The organism is Verrucosispora sp. CNZ293 (genome assembly GCF_002754655.1).
Genome location: NZ_PEFR01000001.1, coordinates 3,088,209 through 3,104,402 on the forward strand (window position 1 = coordinate 3,088,209; position 16,194 = coordinate 3,104,402).

At 71.5% G+C, this 16,194-nt stretch carries 14 protein-coding genes; 12 read left to right on the plus strand and 2 right to left on the minus strand.

What is annotated here, in order from left to right; translation table 11 throughout:
- Positions 1-196: 196 nt before the first annotated feature.
- Positions 197-742, minus strand: a complete 546-nt coding sequence (locus CLT74_RS13965) for a plasmid pRiA4b ORF-3 family protein (RefSeq protein WP_099846930.1) — start codon at positions 740-742, stop codon at positions 197-199.
- 151 nt (positions 743-893) lie between these two features.
- Here CLT74_RS13965 and CLT74_RS13970 point away from each other — a divergent pair, with 151 nt between their 5' ends.
- The 3 genes from CLT74_RS13970 to CLT74_RS13975 all read left to right on the plus strand — a co-directional run bounded on the left by CLT74_RS13970 (position 894) and on the right by CLT74_RS13975 (position 2,317).
- Positions 894-1,640, plus strand: a complete 747-nt coding sequence (locus CLT74_RS13970; RefSeq protein WP_099846931.1) for a pyrimidine reductase family protein — start codon at positions 894-896, stop codon at positions 1,638-1,640.
- 106 nt (positions 1,641-1,746) lie between these two features.
- The gene (locus CLT74_RS30480; RefSeq protein WP_158240267.1) at positions 1,747-1,899 is read left to right on the plus strand and encodes a hypothetical protein; all 153 of its coding nucleotides are present in this window, start codon (positions 1,747-1,749) and stop codon (positions 1,897-1,899) included.
- Between the two features lies 1 nt (position 1,900).
- A complete protein-coding gene (locus tag CLT74_RS13975; RefSeq protein ID WP_099846932.1) occupies positions 1,901-2,317 on the plus strand; it encodes a DUF7144 family membrane protein in 417 nt (138 codons plus the stop codon).
- Position 2,318: 1 nt separating this feature from the next.
- On the opposite strand, the gene CLT74_RS13980 is transcribed toward CLT74_RS13975, so the two are convergent.
- A complete protein-coding gene (locus CLT74_RS13980) occupies positions 2,319-3,950 on the minus strand; it encodes a hypothetical protein (protein ID WP_099846933.1) in 1,632 nt (543 codons plus the stop codon).
- Positions 3,951-4,176: 226 nt separating this feature from the next.
- Here CLT74_RS13980 and CLT74_RS13985 point away from each other — a divergent pair, with 226 nt between their 5' ends.
- The 9 genes from CLT74_RS13985 (at position 4,177) to CLT74_RS14025 (ending at position 16,053) form a co-directional block, all read left to right on the plus strand.
- Positions 4,177-5,928 carry an ATP-binding protein gene (locus CLT74_RS13985; protein ID WP_099846934.1) on the plus strand — a complete coding sequence of 584 codons (1,752 nt, stop codon included), beginning with the start codon at positions 4,177-4,179 and terminating at the stop codon, positions 5,926-5,928.
- 12 nt (positions 5,929-5,940) lie between these two features.
- A complete protein-coding gene (locus CLT74_RS13990; RefSeq protein WP_099846935.1) occupies positions 5,941-7,089 on the plus strand; it encodes an exonuclease SbcCD subunit D in 1,149 nt (382 codons plus the stop codon).
- Positions 7,089-9,563: an AAA family ATPase gene (locus CLT74_RS13995; protein ID WP_099846936.1), complete on the plus strand. Its 2,475-nt coding sequence runs from the start codon at positions 7,089-7,091 to the stop codon at positions 9,561-9,563. The genes CLT74_RS13990 and CLT74_RS13995 overlap by 1 nt, the downstream gene beginning before the upstream one ends.
- A 25-nt stretch (positions 9,564-9,588) precedes the next feature.
- Positions 9,589-10,557, plus strand: a complete 969-nt coding sequence (locus CLT74_RS14000) for a hypothetical protein (RefSeq protein ID WP_099851972.1) — start codon at positions 9,589-9,591, stop codon at positions 10,555-10,557.
- The gene (locus CLT74_RS14005) at positions 10,557-11,414 is read left to right on the plus strand and encodes a fused MFS/spermidine synthase (RefSeq protein WP_099846937.1); all 858 of its coding nucleotides are present in this window, start codon (positions 10,557-10,559) and stop codon (positions 11,412-11,414) included. The genes CLT74_RS14000 and CLT74_RS14005 overlap by 1 nt, the downstream gene beginning before the upstream one ends.
- A gap of 83 nt (positions 11,415-11,497) precedes the next feature.
- Entirely contained in the window at positions 11,498-12,190 is a 693-nt protein-coding gene (locus tag CLT74_RS14010) for a sigma-70 family RNA polymerase sigma factor (RefSeq protein ID WP_099846938.1), read from the plus strand.
- Positions 12,187-12,963 (plus strand): zf-HC2 domain-containing protein, encoded by a 777-nt coding sequence (locus CLT74_RS14015; protein WP_099846939.1) that lies wholly within the window; start codon positions 12,187-12,189, stop codon positions 12,961-12,963. The genes CLT74_RS14010 and CLT74_RS14015 overlap by 4 nt, the downstream gene beginning before the upstream one ends.
- A 216-nt stretch (positions 12,964-13,179) precedes the next feature.
- The gene (locus tag CLT74_RS14020) at positions 13,180-13,848 is read left to right on the plus strand and encodes a hypothetical protein (RefSeq protein WP_099846940.1); all 669 of its coding nucleotides are present in this window, start codon (positions 13,180-13,182) and stop codon (positions 13,846-13,848) included.
- Positions 13,849-14,421: 573 nt separating this feature from the next.
- Positions 14,422-16,053 carry a stealth family protein gene (locus CLT74_RS14025; protein ID WP_099851975.1) on the plus strand — a complete coding sequence of 544 codons (1,632 nt, stop codon included), beginning with the start codon at positions 14,422-14,424 and terminating at the stop codon, positions 16,051-16,053.
- Positions 16,054-16,194 lie beyond the last annotated feature (141 nt).

Genomic DNA, 16,194 nt, shown 5'->3' on the forward strand with positions numbered 1-16,194 from the left:
GGCGCCCAGGAGCGCGGGTATGTGATCCACGCCTCTTGGGAACGCTCCCATGAGATTGCCGGCAGGTGTCGGGAGTGTCAATAGTCCAGTGGGAGCGATCCCAGATCGTTACCACGCAGCTCGTTTGACCCGGCAAACAATCGGAAACCGCAGATAGATTGCGCGCTTGCAAGCAATTCCGGGCCGGGTACGACAGTCAGCAGAGGCGACGCAGCAGAGTGTCGACCCGACCGGCGTCGAAGGCCGCCGGATCGAACCCGGCACCCACCCATTCCCGCATCGTCCGATGCTCCGGATGATCCGGCTCGGCCAGCGCGGCGAGCAGCACCAGGTAACCCTGCGGGCCGCCGACGTCCTCCGGTGGGCAGGCCCGCTCCCCGTCCAGGCAGCTCGGATAGCGTTCGTCCGCCTCGGCGGTGAAGGCGTCCTCCACCAGCAGATCGTGCTCCCACCAGTCACCGAAGTCGTACGTGTAGTGGAACCGGCTGCCCTTGCCGACCACCGCGTCCAACCGGACGTCCAGTTCGTCGTGCAACGCCAGCTCGCCGTCGGGATCCGGTTCGCCGTACTGAATCCCGTCGATCTCGAACGAGTGCAGGTGGCAGTCACGCCAGCCCATCGCGTGCTGCACCACCCGGTGCAGCCGATCCAGGGTGTAGCCGCCGGGTACCAGCACCCGGCGCCAGATCGCCGGACGAACCCCGGACAGGGACATCCTGAGCTGGAAGATCTGACGCGGCATGGGTGTCCCATCCTCCCTCGGCATAGGCTGCGAGCATGATCTGCCGAGCGTGCCGGGCGCGGCGGCACGACGACTGCCCGGGCCGGAACTGGTGCGACTGCCAGCACCGTACCCCCCGACCCACCCCTCCCGTCACCGGTCCGGCCGGCGAATGAGCGACGGAGCGCCGATTTCCGTCCTCTGGCCGGATCCGTCCGCCGGCCCGGTGGACGACGACACGCTCATCGCCCGGTACGGCCGTGCCGACCGGCCGCACCTACGAATGAACTTCGTGACAAGTGTCGACGGCGCGGTGAGCGTCGACGGCTACTCGGCCGGGCTGTCCGGCGCACCCGACAAGCGGGTCTTCGGTCTGCTCCGGATGCTCTGCGACGCGCTGCTGGTGGCCGCCGGCACGCTGCGCCACGAGGGTTACCGGGCGATCCGGCTCGACGAGCGTCGTCGGGCCTGGCGACGCGCGCACGGGCTGACCGAGTACCCGACCCTGGTCGTGGTCTCCGGCTCGCTGGACCTCGACCCGGCCCAGGCCGCCTTCGCCGACGCACCGGTACGCCCCGTGGTGCTCACCCACCGGAACGCGGCGGCACCCCCCGGCCTGTCCGCCGTGGCCGACCTGGTGCGCCACGGTGACGACCGGGTCGACCTGGTCGCCGGGCTGGCCGAACTGCGCCGTCGCGGACTCGGTCAACTGCTCTGCGAGGGCGGTCCGCAGCTGTTCGGTGCCCTCACCGCCGCCGACCTGGTCGACGAGGTGTGCCTCTCGGTCGCGCCCCTGCTCGCCGGGCCCGGACCCGGTCGGATCACCGCCGGCCATCCGAGTCCCGCCCGGCGCCTGCCGCTGCACCACGTGCTGCTCGCCGACGACGGCACTCTGCTGCTACGCCACACCCGGCACTGAACGGCCGATCCGCCACGACCGGCACTGAACGGCCGGCCGCCACGACCCTTCGGCGGTCGCCGCCAGTTGCCCGAAAGGCCACAAAACCGCAGGTCAGCTTATTACCGTGGACCGGTGTCGGCGACTGCCGGAGGGCGGGGACGTGGCGTACGAGGTGGTCGAGCTACGGGTCCACGGGGTCTCCGGAGCCGCCGCCGAAACGCTGCTGGACCATCCTGTCGTGATCCGGGTCGCCGGCGCGTCGACACGAGGTGCGTGACATGCGGGCGGATGCGGGTACGCGGACGGCACGACCATGGGTGGCCGGCAGCCTGCTGGCCGGCGCCGGTCTGGTCGACGTGATCGTGGCGTACGGCAACACGGTGACCGACCCCTACGTGGTCATCACGGAGGAGGGCAGTCACCACCTCGACATCACCGGGTGGGCCTGGGTGCACCTGGCCGTCGGCAGCGCCGCGCTGCTGGCCGGGTTGGCGGTGCTGACCGGGCGGCGGCGCTGGCGGCTGGTCGGCATCGGTTGCGCCGTCGCCGGGATCGTCACAGCCGTCGTCGTCCTGCCGTACCTGCCGGTCCGGGCGCTGCTCGCGGTGGCGCTGTACGCGACAGCCGTCCGGCTGCTGGTGCGCCACGGCCGGTCGCGGCAGCCCGGACCGGACCCGGCCGCCATCCGGCCGTGACTCAGCGGCCCTCGCAGATCCGGCCGGTGCGGGCCGGATCTGCCTCCCGGTTGGTGGACCAGATCGGGTTCAGCGACAGCAGCAGCTCGGGCGCCTGCCAGGCCGCGCCCATCCGTTGCAGGACGTCGTACTCGCGTCGCGGCTCGTCCACCGGGTCACCGGCGATGAAGTCGACAAGCCGGTCCTGCACGGACTGCCGGCCGAGCAGCCCGCCGTGGAAGGCGGGCTGTTCGAAGACGGGGATCTGCGCGTACTCACCGGGTGGCGCCTCGACAGCGCTGACCGTCGGCAGGAAGGCGATCATCCGCACGCCGGACACCGGGCAGAGGGTGCGGTTGCGGTAGAAGGGCGCCTCGGTCAGCACCGAGCGGACGAACGGTTCATCCGGGTTGCTGTCGATCTCGCGGAGGAGGTTCGACGCGCCGAAGAGCAGACGCAGCTCCCAGCCGGCCGCCACGCCCCACCCGGAGTGCCCGGGTGGTGGATAGTAGGCCCGCCCCGGGCGGATCAGCGGACTGAACAGCAGTGCGGTGTCGACGGGCGACGGCTGCGGCCACTTCTCCAGGTACGTCCGGATCACCATCGCGCCCTCGCTCTGCCCGACCAGCGCCACCCTCTGACGGGTACGGCGGTGCACCTCGTCGATCTGGGCGGCCAGCAACGCCGCGCTGGAGCCCAGCGTGCGGTGAGTGGCCTGCGGCCCGTACGGCCGGGGCCGGCCCCGCTCATCGAGCCCGAGGTAGGAGAAGCGCACCACCCGGGGGTCGACCGGCGGCGTACCGTCCCAGCTCGAATCGTGACCGGCGAGGACGATCACCGAGTGTCGGACCCGGTCGGGCAGCCGTTGGGTGACCACTGGCGGGTCCCACTGCCGGTGACCGCCCACCGCCAGGCCGACCGCGCCCTGCGCCGCCACCGACCCGAAGACCACGAGGACGATCATCAACGGGGCCACCGGCACCCGCGCCCACCGGATCCGGACCGGCAGCGTCGCCGCGCGTACGGTCTGCCGCCACAGCAGCCCGTTCACCGCTCCGGCGAGACCGGCGAGGATGATGTCCGCCCAGCCGGGGGTCGCCGCGATCAGTGCGGCGGTGAGGGTGAGCACGACGAAGTTCAGCGAGGACCAGCCGAGCAGCGCCGCCGAGGGCAGGCCGCGCCACCAGTGCTCCGCCACGCCCGCGCGTTGCAGGAACGGCGCCACGAGCAGCATCGGCAGCAGCGAGGCGAGCAGGTACCAGGAAAGCGCCACCACGGAGAACGCCACCGACAGCGCCGCCCACGGCGAGATGATCACCGCGGCGAGCGCCGCGACCTCCACGTTGCGCCGGACCAGCCAGCGCCATGACGGTCGGGGCACCTCGGCCGGCCAGGCCAGGGCGGTCAGGCCGGCGGAGAGCACCCCGCGCAACGCCACCACCGCCACGAGCCCGACCAGGAAGGTCGACCACGAGTCGTGGTAGACCAGCAGCCACCGCAGATCGTGGTACGAGTCGTACGGCCAGACGGCGGTGACCTGCGGCGCGAGCGGTCGGGCGGACTGGAGGCCCACCCCGACCAGGAGCGCCGCTTCCGCGACCGCCGGGACGGTGGCCAGCACGAGCAGCCGGGTCAGTCTGCGCTTCTCCTCCACGGCCCCTCCCGTTCTCGCTAACCGCAGGATCCCCCGGATCGGCGGAGCGCCGTCGCCGTTCCACTCCACACCACCCGCACGCCGGGTCAGAAAGCGGTCGCCGTACGCGTTCGGCGCGGTGTCGTTACGTGGTCTGCGCCGCGTCGCGTGGCGGCCTGTCGTACTCCTCCGGCAGGATGCAGGGCGTGTGTGCCGACCGCGACGACCAGCCGAGCGGAGTTGCCCGATGACCGACCAGGGGTTCGACGGCCCAGGCGAGGGGGTGGGCCGGGTGCTGGGCACCGCCGACGCCACTCCCCTGCAGTTCTGGACGGCGGTCGCCCCGGGCAGCTATCTCCAGCTCGATGACGTGGTGGTCACCCGGCGGGAGCTGCCCGACCGGGAGCCGGTGACCATCGCCGGGGTGGTCACCCAGGTCCGGGCGCGGCACGAGGGCGCGCAGTTCGACTCCGACGTCTTCGCCATCGCCGACGGCACGCTGCCGGCGATGGTGCAGGAGGCCGCCGAGATCACCACCACCCGGGTCGACCCGGAGTTCTACGTGCCGCCGCAGCCGGGTGCCGTGGTGCACCGGGCAGAGGGCGACGCCAGGGCCCGCGCCCTGCACTTCGACCGGATGGAACGGCGGATCCCGATGGGCACCGGCCGCGACGGGGTGCCTGTCTACCTGAACGCCGACTTCCTCGACGGCAGCCGGGGCGCGCACGTGTCGATCTCCGGCATCTCCGGGGTCGCCACCAAGACCAGCTTCGCCACCTTTCTTCTCTACTCGGTGTTCCGCAGCGGCCAGCTCGGCGGCGACGCGGTGAACGCCAAGGCGCTGATCTTCAACGTGAAGGGCGAGGACCTGCTCTTCCTCGACCACCCGAACGCCCGGCTCGACGACCCGACCCGGGCCGCGTACGCCCGGCTCGGCCTGGTCGCGGACGCCTTCCCCGACGTACGGGTCTACGCCCCGCCCCGGGTCGGTGACTCCTCGGGCACGCCGGACGTGAGCAGCCGGCTCACCGGCGTGGACAGCTTCTACTGGACGCTCACCGAGTTCTGCGCCGACCGCCTGCTGCCGTACGTCTTCGCCGACGCCGACGACGAACGGCAGCAGTACACGATGGTGGTCCACTCCGTCGCCGCCCACCTGGCCCGCTACGCCCAGCCCGCCGACGGTGGGGTCAGCATCGACGGGGTCCGCCTGGGCAGCTACGGCGACCTTGTCGACCACATCGTCGAGCAGCTCAGCGACGACGAGACCCGCGGCGACTGGGCGGGCAGCGCGGTCGGTCTGGGCACGGTGAACGCCTTCGCCCGCCGGCTGATCGGCAGCAAGAAGGACCTGTCCCGGCTGATCCGCGGCGACCTGGCCACCCGCCGCCCGCACAGCATCAACACCTCCGAGAGTGCCCAGGTCACAGTCGTCGACCTGCACAACCTGCCGGACCGGGCGCAGCGCTTCGTGGTCGGCGTGACGCTCAAGAGCGAGTTCGAGCGTAAGGAGAAGTCCGGCACCGCCAAGCCGCTGCTGTTCGTGGTGCTCGACGAGTTGAACAAGTACGCCCCGCGCGAGGGCTCCTCCCCCATCAAGGAGGTGCTGCTCGACATCGCCGAGCGGGGCCGCTCGCTCGGGGTGATCCTGATCGGCGCGCAGCAGACCGCCAGCGAGGTGGAGCGACGCATCGTCACCAACTCGGCCATCCGGGTGGTGGGCCGGCTCGACCCGGCCGAGGCGTCCCGCCCGGAGTACGGTTTCCTCCCACCGGCCCAGCGGCAACGCGCGCTGCTGGCCAAGCCAGGCACGATGTTCGTCAACCAGCCGGACATCCCGGTGCCGCTCTGTCTGGAGTTCCCGTTCCCGGCCTGGGCCACCCGGGTCTCCGAGGCGGGGGCCGCGCCGTCGCAGACCCTGCGCTCGATCACCCAGTCCGCCGATCCGTTCGCGGTGGTCGGGTCCGGTGGCGGCACCGACGACGACATTCCCTTCTGAGAGGCCAGTCCAGTGAAGATCCTGCACACCTCCGACTGGCACGTGGGCAAGGTCCTCAAGGGGCAGTCGCGGGCCGAGGAGCACAAGCAGGTGCTGGCCGGGGTCATCGAGATCGCCCGGCGGGAACAGCCGGACCTGGTCATCATCGCCGGTGACCTCTACGACACGGCGGCACCGACCCCGGAGGCGACCCGCCTGGTCACCCGGGCGTTGACCGCGCTGCGCCGCACCGGCGCGGACGTGGTGGCGATCGGCGGCAACCACGACAACGGTCCGGCCCTGGACGCGCTGCGCCCGTGGGCCGAGGCCGCCGGCATCACCCTGCGCGGCGGCGTACGGGAGGATCCGGCCGAGCACGTCATCGACGGCACCACCGCCGACGGGGAGCGCTGGCGGCTGGCCGCGCTGCCGTTCCTGTCCCAGCGGTACGCGGTACGCGCGGTGGAGATGTACGAGCTGACCGCCGCCGAGACCACCCAGACGTACGCCGACCATCTGGGCCGCATCATCAGCCGGCTGACCGAAGGTTTCGACGAGCCGGACCGGGTGCACCTGGTCACCGCCCATCTCACGGTGGTCGGCGCGGCCACCGGCGGCGGGGAGCGGGACGCGCACACCATCATGGGTTACGCGGTCCCCGCCTCGGTCTTCCCCGGCACCGCGCACTACGTGGCGCTCGGGCACCTGCACCGCGCCCAGCGGGTGCAGGGGCCGTGCCCGATCCGCTACAGCGGCGCCCCCCTCGCTGTCGACTTCGGCGAGCAGGAGAACGTCCCGGCGGTGACCCTGGTCGAGGTCACCGCGACCACGGCGGCGCGGATCCGCGAGGAACCGGTGACCGCGGCGACCGCGTTGCGCACCGTACGCGGCACCCTCGCCCAGCTCGCCGAGATCACCGCACCCGAGGGTTGGCTGCGGGTGTACGTACGCGAGCAGCCCCGCGCCGGCCTGCGCGAGGAGGTGCAGCAGTTGCTTCCCCGGGCCTTGGAGATCCGGATCGATCCGGAGCTGGTGCCGGCACCGGGCACCGGCACCCGGGTGGCCCAACGGTCCGGTCGGTCGCCCCGGCAGTTGTTCGCCGACTACCTGGACAGCCGGGGGCATGCCGACGACGGGGTCCGGGAACTCTTCGACGAGCTGATCGAGGAGGTCGACCACTGATGCGGCCGATGCGGCTGGACCTGGCGGGCTTCACCGTCTTCCGCGACGAGACCACGATCGACTTCACCGACGCCGACTTCTTCGCCCTGGTCGGGCCGACAGGTTCGGGCAAGTCCACGGTGCTCGACGCGATCTGTTTCGCCCTCTACGGCACGGTGCCCCGGTGGGGCGGCACCCGAGGGCTGGGCAACGCGCTCGCTCCGTCGGCGACCGAGGCGCGGGTCCGGCTGGTCTTCGAGTCCGGCGGGGCCCGCTACGTCGCCACCCGGGTGGTGCGCCGGGACAGCCGGGGCAACGTCAAGACCGCCGGTGCCGGGTTGCAGCTGATGCCGGACGGATTCGACGTCACGAAGCTGGACACCGGGCTCAGTCCGGAGGATCTGGGCGAGGTGGTGGCCGGCACCCCGGCGGAGATGGACGCCGCCGTGCTGGCCGCGGTCGGCCTGCCGTACGAACAGTTCACCAGCTGCGTGGTGCTGCCGCAGGGCCAGTTCGCCGACTTCCTGCACGCCCGCCCGGCCACCCGGCAGCAGATCCTGGTCAACCTGCTCGGTCTCGGCGTGTACGAGCAGGTGCAGCAGCGGGCCACGAGCCGGGCCGGGCAGGCGGAGGCGAAGCTGGAGGCGGTCGACCAACTCCTGGCCGGGCTGGCCGACGTCGACGACGCCGCACTGGAGCAGGCCACCGGTCAGGTCGACCGGATGCGGGAGCTGGCCGGGGCGGTGACCGCCGCCGTACCTGAACTGGAGGCGGCGCGCACGACGGTGCGGGAAGCCAACGCGGCGCTGGCCACACTCGACGCCGAACTGGCCGCGTTGGACGAGGTTCGCGCGCCGGACGGCGTCGCCGAGATCGCCCGGGCGGTGGCGGCGGCGCGGGCCGAGGCCGACGCGGCGGCGGCTGCCGTGTCGCTCGCCGAGGAACGCGAGGAGAAGCTGCGCGGCGAGTTGACCGCCGCCGGCGACGAGAGCGCCCTGCGGATGCTGCTACGGGCCTACACCGACCGGGAGCAGCTCTCCGACCAGGCGGAGCGGGTGCGGGCCGGGATGGAGGCGGCCGGCGTCGAGCACGACGCGGCGGTCCGGGCACTGACCGGGGCGCAGGCGGCGGCCGAGCGCGCCGAGGCGGAGCTGGCGGCGGCGTTCCAGGCGCACGAGGAGGCGAAGACCGCCGACCAGGCGACCGCGTTGCGGGCCCACCTGACCGACGGGGACGCCTGCCCGGTCTGCGAGCAGACGGTGGCCCGCGTCCCAGCGATCCCCGCCGGCTCGGCGGTGTCCAGGGCGGTGGCGGCCGGCAAGGCGGCCCGCGCCGCGAGTGAGGCGGCGAGGAAGGTCGTCGCCGAGCGGGACGCTGCCGCGCGGGACCTGGAACGGGTGCTGGTGCGTGCCCGTACCGAACATGACGGGCTCCGGGCCCGCCTGGCCGACCTGGACGACCAGCTCGCCGGTGCGGCCACCGCCGAGGCGCTGCGGGCGCGGCTGGCGGAGCTGGCCCGGCTGCGGCAGGGGCTGGACGAGGCGACCACGGCGGTCCGCGCCGGCCGGGACACCGCCCGGCAGGCCCGGGCAGCGGTGGAGGCGGCGCAGGACCGGCTCCGGGCGGCGTGGCGACGATTCGACGGTGCCCGAGACGCGGTGGCCCGGTTCGGGCCGCCGGCCACCGACCGCGACGATGTGGCCGCTGCCTGGGCCACGTTGGCCGAGTGGGCACAGGATCAGGCGCGGCGCCGCCGGTCGGAGCGGGCCGGGCTGGCCACCGCAGTGGCCGAGGCCGAGACGGCGGCCGGCGCGGCGGCGAACCGCATCGCCGGCATCTTCGCCGACGCCGGGCTGCCCGCGCCGGACGACCCGGTCCGCGCCGCGACAGTGGCGGTGGAGCGGGCCGAGGCCGACAGGCGGCGGCTGACCGAGCGGCGCGAGCAGGCCGGGGCGCTGCGGGAGCAGCGGGCAGGGCACGAACGCGAGGCGCAGGTGGCGCGGGCGTTGGCCGGGCACCTGCGGGCCAACAACTTCGAACGGTGGTTGCTGGCCGAGGCGCTGGATCTGCTTGTCGACGGCGCGTCGGGGATCCTGCGGGAACTCTCCGGCGGCCAGTACGACCTGGTCCACGACAAGGGCGAGTTCTTCGTGGTCGACCACCACGACGCCGGGCTGCGTCGGGGGGTGCGGACGCTCTCCGGCGGTGAGACGTTCCAGGCGTCCCTGGCGTTGGCGCTGGCCCTGTCGGAGCAGTTGGCCGGCATGTCCACCACCGCGGCCAGCCTGGAGTCGATAGTGCTGGACGAGGGGTTCGGCACCCTCGACGCGGCCACCCTCGACACCGTCGCCGCCACGCTGGAAAATCTGGCCGCCCGGGGCGACCGGATGGTCGGCGTGGTCACCCACGTGCCGGCGCTGGCCGAGCGCATCCCGGTCCGCTTCGAGGTGCGCAAGGATGCCCGCTCGGCCCGGGTGGAACGGACCGGCCGGTGAGCGGAACGGGGCCGGTGATGCCGACGTGAACCGGTTCTTCGTCGACGCCTGGGATCCGGGCTACGGGGCGTCGTTCGAGGCCGCGCCGGCCGGCCCGGCCGCGCCCAGCAGCGCGCAGGTCGAGGCGGAGCACGAACTGCCGGTGGTGGACTGGCGAGCCATCGGGCCCCGCCCGGGCGTGCGCGCGCCCGACGTGGTGCTGCTCGTCGACGGAGTACGCCGGATCGACGCCAGCATCTGGACGGCCGAGGAGGACGGCGGCTCGTTTCCCGGGCTGGCCGCCTCGTACGCCGCCGGAGTGGTGCGGTGCGACCTGGATCGCGGTGCCGCGCAACTGGCCGGCGCCACGGTGGAGCGCGGCCTGTTCACCGCCAGCCCGTCGGCCACCGACGTGGTGGCCGGCAATGTCCGCTACCCGGTGCACCGGGTCAGCGGCACCGGTGAGCTGGCCAAGCTGCCGGCGGCGGTGCAGGGTCCGCTCACCGCCCTGGAGGTGCAGGTGTCGGCCGCCGCGCGTACCGACGACGACCTGCTGGTGGTGGACGGGCCGTTGCGGAACCGGCGGCAGCTGCCCCGCACGCTCGGCTACATCAAGACCCAGCACAGCCAGTACCTCGACGCCCGACTCACCGCGGTGGTGACCGGCCTGCCGCCGGGTCACCGCTCGCCGGTGTTCCGGCTCGGCACCGCATGGGGCGGCTGGTCGTGGTATCTGCGGCTGCCGGTGGCGGCGGGCGCGCCGTGGGCGGGGATCGTCCGGCTGGAGTGCTCCGCCGACCTGGAGATCGCCGAGGCGGTACGGCTGGCCGACCTGTCGCTCGTCACCCTCCCCCGGTTCGCCTCCAGCCCGTACAAGGATCCCCGGGCCCCGCAGAACCTGGTCCCGATCGCCGGGCTGGAGCGGCTGCTGCGTTCCCGGCTGGGTGACGCGCGACTGCTGCATCGCGCGCTCACCGTCGCCGCCCGCAACGCCGCCGCCCGGGCCGGCCGCTGATGGGCCGGCGGCGCGACACCGACCGGATCAGCGAGCCTGTCGACACGGGGCTCGCCGAGGTGGTGCCGGATCCGGACCGGTCCGGCTCGTGGACGTTGCTGCTCGACGGCGCACCGCAGTCGCATGTGGACCTGGCCGACCCGACGCATCTGGAGTTCGAGTACGTCCGCCGGCTGGCCGCCGCCATCGACCTGGTGGCACCCGAGGGTGCCCCGCTGCGGGTGCTGCATCTGGGCGGCGGGGCGCTGACCCTGCCCCGGTACGTCGCCGCCACCCGCCCGGGCTCGACGCAGCGGGTGGTCGAGGTGGACGGGGCGCTCGTCGATCTGGTTCGACGCACGTTGCCGTGGCGGGCCGATCCGCGCCTGAAGGTGCGGGTGGGTGACGCTCGGGCGGTGCTCGCCACGAGCCGCGACGCCAGCTACGACCTGGTGGTCGCCGACGTGTTCGCGGGTTCCCGGACACCGGCCCGGCTCACCTCCGTCGAGTACGCCGCCGAGGCTGCCCGGGTGCTGCACCCGGCGGGCTGGTACCTGGCGAACGTCGCCGACGGTCCGCCGCTGCGCCACGCTCGCGGCCAGGTGGCCACCGTGCGGACGGTGCTGCCCCGGGCCTGCCTGGTCGCCGACGCCGCCGTGCTGCGCGGCCGACGCTACGGCAACCTGGTGCTCGTCGCCGGCCGCCAGGATCCGCCGGTGGCCGCGCTGGCCCGCCGTGCCGCAGGTGACTGGTTTCCGGGCCGGGTGCTGGCCGAGGCGGAACTCGACCGCTTCACCGGTGGCGCCGCAGTGGTGCACGACGCCGACGCCATCGACTCGACGCCACCTCCGCCGGGGATTTTTTCCGTCCGGCGTTGATCCGTTCGGTGCCGCCGTCCGTACCAGTCAGCAGCCATGCCCGTGGGGGGACGGCTTTCTGTCCATGGACGTCGGAGGTCTGCATGCACGCACTGGCGGTCGGTTGGCAGGGCGACCGGGTGCGGGTGGACTGGATGTCCGCCCGGTCCCAGTCGCGGCCAACCACGTCCACCCGTGGGGTCGACTCTCGCGCGGCGTCTCGCCAGAATAGCCCGGTGACGCCGCGACCCACCCCTGGCCGCCACCAGGCTTCCACCACCGAAGCCGCCCACTCCGATCAGTTGGTCCGCACGCTCTACGCGGAACACGCCGGACCGCTGCTGATGTTCGTGATGCGGTTGACCGGCGGTGACCGGCAACGGGCCGAGGACATCGTCCAGGAGACGCTGCTGCGGGCCTGGCGCAACGCTCATCGGCTGGGCACGCAGGGACAGGGGTCGCTACGGCCGTGGCTGGTGACGGTGGCGCGCCGGATCGCCATCGACGAGCACCGCAGCGAGCAGGCCCGGCCGGCCGAGACGTACGACCGGGACCTGACCGCGTTCGCCGAGGCCGACAGCACCGACCGGGTGCTGCGGTCGATGACTGTGGCGGACGCGCTGCGAACGTTGAGTCAGTCGCACCGGGAGATCCTGGTGGCGACGTACTTCCGGGGCCGGACGGTGCCGGAGGCGGCCGAGGAACTCGGACTGCCACTGGGCACCGCGAAGTCGCGGGTCTACTACGCGCTGCGCGCGCTGCGCACAGCTCTGCAGGAGAGGGGGGTGACGGAATGAGCCGGGTTGACCACATGGACGTCGCCGCGTACGCGCTCGGCGTGCTTGACGAACAGGACATGGAGCGGTTCGAGGAACACCTCGCGACCTGCTGGGCCTGTGCCGGCGAGTTGGAAACGATGGTGCCGGTGGTCGGGATGCTCTCCGACATCGACGAGGAGTCGATCACGGCGCTGGAGCAGACGCACTCGGACCCGGTCCTGCTGGACCGGACGTTGGTGGCGCTGCGTACGCACCGTCGGCGGGCCAGGTTCCGGCAGGTCCTGGCGACCGCGGCGGCCGTGGTGGTCTTCGGTGGGCTGACCGGCGTCGTGTTCAGCAATCTCACCGACAGCAGCACCGCACCGCCGTTCGCCGGGCCGACCACGGCACCGTTCGACCCGCCGAGCAACCGCCCCGGCAACCCGAGCGGCCCGAACGTGGGTGGCAACGAGCAGGAGGGTGCGCAGGTCGACGTCACCGACCCGACCACCGGCGTCGGCGCGACGTTCTGGCTGATCTCGAAGGACTTCGGCACGAAGATGGACTTCAGCCTGAGCAAGCTGCCCGGGCCGCGCACCTGCCGCCTGGTGGTGGTCCGCGAGGACGGCTCCACCGAGGTCGTCTCCACCTGGTCGGTGCCGGACGGTGGGTACGGCACCAACGCCAACCCGCAGTTGCTGGCGCTGTCGGCGGCCACGTCGACGAAGCTGGACGACATCAAGCACTTCGAGGTGCAGGAGATCGACTCGCGGGGAGCCACCGACACTCTGGTGACCGTCCCCACGGCCTGATCCGCATCGATGAAGGCCCGCCTCGGTCGAGGCGGGCCTTCGTCATCCTCGGGTTGACCGGGCTGGCACGCCACCGACCTGGGGATACGGACTCACACGGACAGAGAGCCCAGACGGTTCAACTGATTCTTGTGAACTTGCCCACGCTTTCGGATTCAACCTTGACAGCGCCCGCCCCGTATTTCCCGGTGAACTTGTCAAGTATGAGGAGGGCACGTGGCACAGATGAAGCGGACCGTCATCGCCGTGGGCGCCATGTTCGCACTTACGGCCTGCGCTCCCGCGGGTTACGGCGGGGCGGACGCGGGCGCGGCCGAGCCGGTCGCCGTCGCCGCGGCCGAGCCCACCGTGACCGCCGACCCCGAGGCCAGCGCCGAGCCGGGCGCGTCGGCGTCACCGGGCGCGGAGGCCGAGACCGACGCTCCCCTGCCCGAGGGTGTCGAACTGACCGACAGCCTGACCGGCAAGAAGTTCCCCCGGATGGGTAGCGCCGTGGTCAACCAGGACGGATTCATCCTGTACCGCTTTGACCGCGACACCAACGACCCGCCGTCGTCCAACTGCGACGGCCAGTGCGCCGAGGTGTGGCCGCCGGCACTCACCGACGGTGCCCCGGACCTGAAGGGTGTCTCCGACGATGCCGTCGGCACCATCACCCGGGAGGACGGCACCCGCCAGATCACCCTCGACGGTTGGCCGCTCTACACCTACATCGGTGACAAGAAGCCGGGCGCCTGGAAGGGCCAGGGCGTCGGCGGCACCTGGTTCGTGGTCAACCCGGACGGCAGCAAGAATCTGGAGTGCCTGCCCAAGGGCACCCCGAAGGCGGTAGCCCCGCCGTCGAAGACCGAGTCGAACGACTCGGACTCCGACTACGACTACTGATCCATCAGCACGCCGGGTGGCCGGCCGCAGCCAGCAATGGCGCGGCCGGCCACCGGCGTCTGTCAGCCGCGCTCCAGCCATTGCACGCAGGACGCGGCCACTGCCGCCGCGCTCGATTGGTTGAAGATCACCGATAGGCTGAACAGTCGGCAACGCCTGGACGAACGGCAAGTATCCTCACGATCTCCAGGCTGATACATTGCCACACGTCGCGCGCCGGCGCGTCCGGCCACGGCATGCCGAGCCTGACACAGCTCCGCGATCGACGAACTAATCGGGGAGTCTCCGGCGCCACCGGAGTGATAAATGTTGGGATCTCGGCTTGTCTGCTGAACCTTTCCGGCAACACGATCAGCACGGCTCGGCCCTGCAAGAAGCGGACCGGTGATGATCGCACTGCGTATCTACCGGGCCCTGCCTCGGCGCTATCGTGTCCGGCTCGTCCAACTCCTTCCACCGCAGCGGCAGCTGTGGCTCGTCCGGCGGTTGACCAGACTGGCACCACCTCGGGCCCACACCCCTGTCGGACGGGTACACCGGGTCCGCGATCGCGGTAGCTGGGTGGTCGCAGAGGTGGCTGAGCAGGCGACCCCGCTCGCCATGTGGCAACGCAACCTCGATCTGGTGACAAACGCGCTCGACGGGGCGGGCATCGACTACTTTTGCGTTCGCCACAAGAACGACCTGCAAAGTGCGGTCGCCGTCCCACTGGCCCGCAAGGGCGAGGCGCTCCGGGCGCTCCAACAACTCGCCCAACAGCCGCAGGTCACGGTACGCCTGACCAACGGTGAGGGAAAGCGCGCAAGCGCCAAGCAGCGTGCCGCAGTCGTGCAAGTGTTCAGCTCCGTGTCAGATCCTGACAGCGTCACCGTCCTCGGTAGCGAATTCGCCTGCGAGGTCGAATTCTGGCAGGTGACAACACCGACCGACCGACCAATCACAGAGGTCGTCGCACCGCGTGGCAACCAGGTCGCCAGTTCCCTGCCGGCCCAGGGTCAAACCGTCGCCGTGCCCACCTCACGCCTGACCCGACTCGCTCCAGAACGCGGCGAGCCTGGTCGGTACCGGAGTCGGGCGGAGTTCGCGGGCCTGGGCTATGAGCACATAACTTTCCCAATAGACGCCGTCTACACCTGGGTGGACGGCAACGATGCCGACTGGATGCAGCGAAAGAATCTGGCGCTACGTGAGCAGCAGCCCGGCTCTGAGATCAGCGATGTTGCCGCGAACGCCTCCCGCTATGTCAGCCGGGACGAACTCCGCTACTCGCTCCGCTCGCTTGTGGCCTTCCTGCCCTGGATCCGAATGATCTACCTTGTGACGGATGACCAGGTGCCGCCCTGGTTGGATGTCGCACATCCCATGATCAAGGTAGTACCCCACCGAGACATATTTGAGGACACCGGCCGGCTCCCGAGCTTCAACTCTCACGCCATCGAGTCGCGATTGCACCGAATCACTGGCCTCAGCGAGCACTTCATCTACATCAACGACGACATGTTCTTCGGTCGCCCGCTCCTGCCGACCAAGTTCTTCCACGCCAACGGCCTCGCGAAGTTCTTCCCGTCTCCAGCCCAGCTCGATGTCGGACCAGCGACGATCTATGACGCACCAGTGACCGCAGCTGGCAAGAACAACCGCCGACACATCCAGGAACGTTTTGGACGCACGATCACGCAGAAGATGCGCCACGTGCCCTACCCGCTCCGCAAGAGCGTCTTGGAAGACATCGAGCGGGAGCTCACCGACGAGGTGCTCGCGACGGCCGAACACCAGTTCCGGCACCCGGCTGACCTGTCCATCCCCTCGTCGTTGCAGCACTACTGGTCGTACCTGTCGGGGAAGGCGGCACCTGGATCGATCGCCTACTCCTACGCCGATCTGGGTCATCCCTCCGCGCCGATTCAGCTGGCGAGGCTGCTCACCCGTCGTGATCGTGACGCCTTCTGCCTGAACGACACCGACTCGGCCGAGGTCTCACTTTCCCAACAACACGCCATGCTCAGCGAGTTCCTCTCGGCGTACTTCCCGTTCCGTACGCCATTCGAGCTGCCTGCCCACCTAGAGGTGGAGCGAGCCCGCCACACCGCGACTGCGCTCGCTGCGGCGAGCCTGCCGCTGGAGCGCGCGATCGGCCAGACCCGTCCGAGCTCCGGGAACAGCCAGGCAACTGCCAGTGTCAACGGTCGCGAGCCGGTTCGATGAGCCCGAATGATCGGCGGAGGTCTTCCCGTCCCCCGCTACGGCTCCTTCAGGTGGTGTATGGCGCTCGCCGACGGGCAGGCGTGGTGGCGGATCGGTTCGCCCAGCGAACCGCCCGTTTGCGCCGGGAGCCCGTCTCCGAAC

Bases quoted from the DNA above. Each gene is read 5' to 3' on its own strand.
- CLT74_RS13965 (WP_099846930.1), bottom strand. From the start codon at position 742: ATGCCGCGTCAGATCTTCCAGCTCAGGATGTCCCTGTCCGGGGTTCGT.
- CLT74_RS13975 (WP_099846932.1), top strand. From the start codon at position 1,901: ATGCGGGCGGATGCGGGTACGCGGACGGCACGACCATGGGTGGCCGGC.
- CLT74_RS14015 (WP_099846939.1), top strand. From the start codon at position 12,187: ATGAGCCGGGTTGACCACATGGACGTCGCCGCGTACGCGCTCGGCGTG.
- CLT74_RS14010 (WP_099846938.1), top strand. From the start codon at position 11,498: ATGCACGCACTGGCGGTCGGTTGGCAGGGCGACCGGGTGCGGGTGGAC.
- CLT74_RS13970 (WP_099846931.1), top strand. From the start codon at position 894: ATGAGCGACGGAGCGCCGATTTCCGTCCTCTGGCCGGATCCGTCCGCC.
- CLT74_RS13995 (WP_099846936.1), top strand. From the start codon at position 7,089: ATGCGGCCGATGCGGCTGGACCTGGCGGGCTTCACCGTCTTCCGCGAC.
- CLT74_RS14005 (WP_099846937.1), top strand. From the start codon at position 10,557: ATGGGCCGGCGGCGCGACACCGACCGGATCAGCGAGCCTGTCGACACG.
- CLT74_RS13985 (WP_099846934.1), top strand. From the start codon at position 4,177: ATGACCGACCAGGGGTTCGACGGCCCAGGCGAGGGGGTGGGCCGGGTG.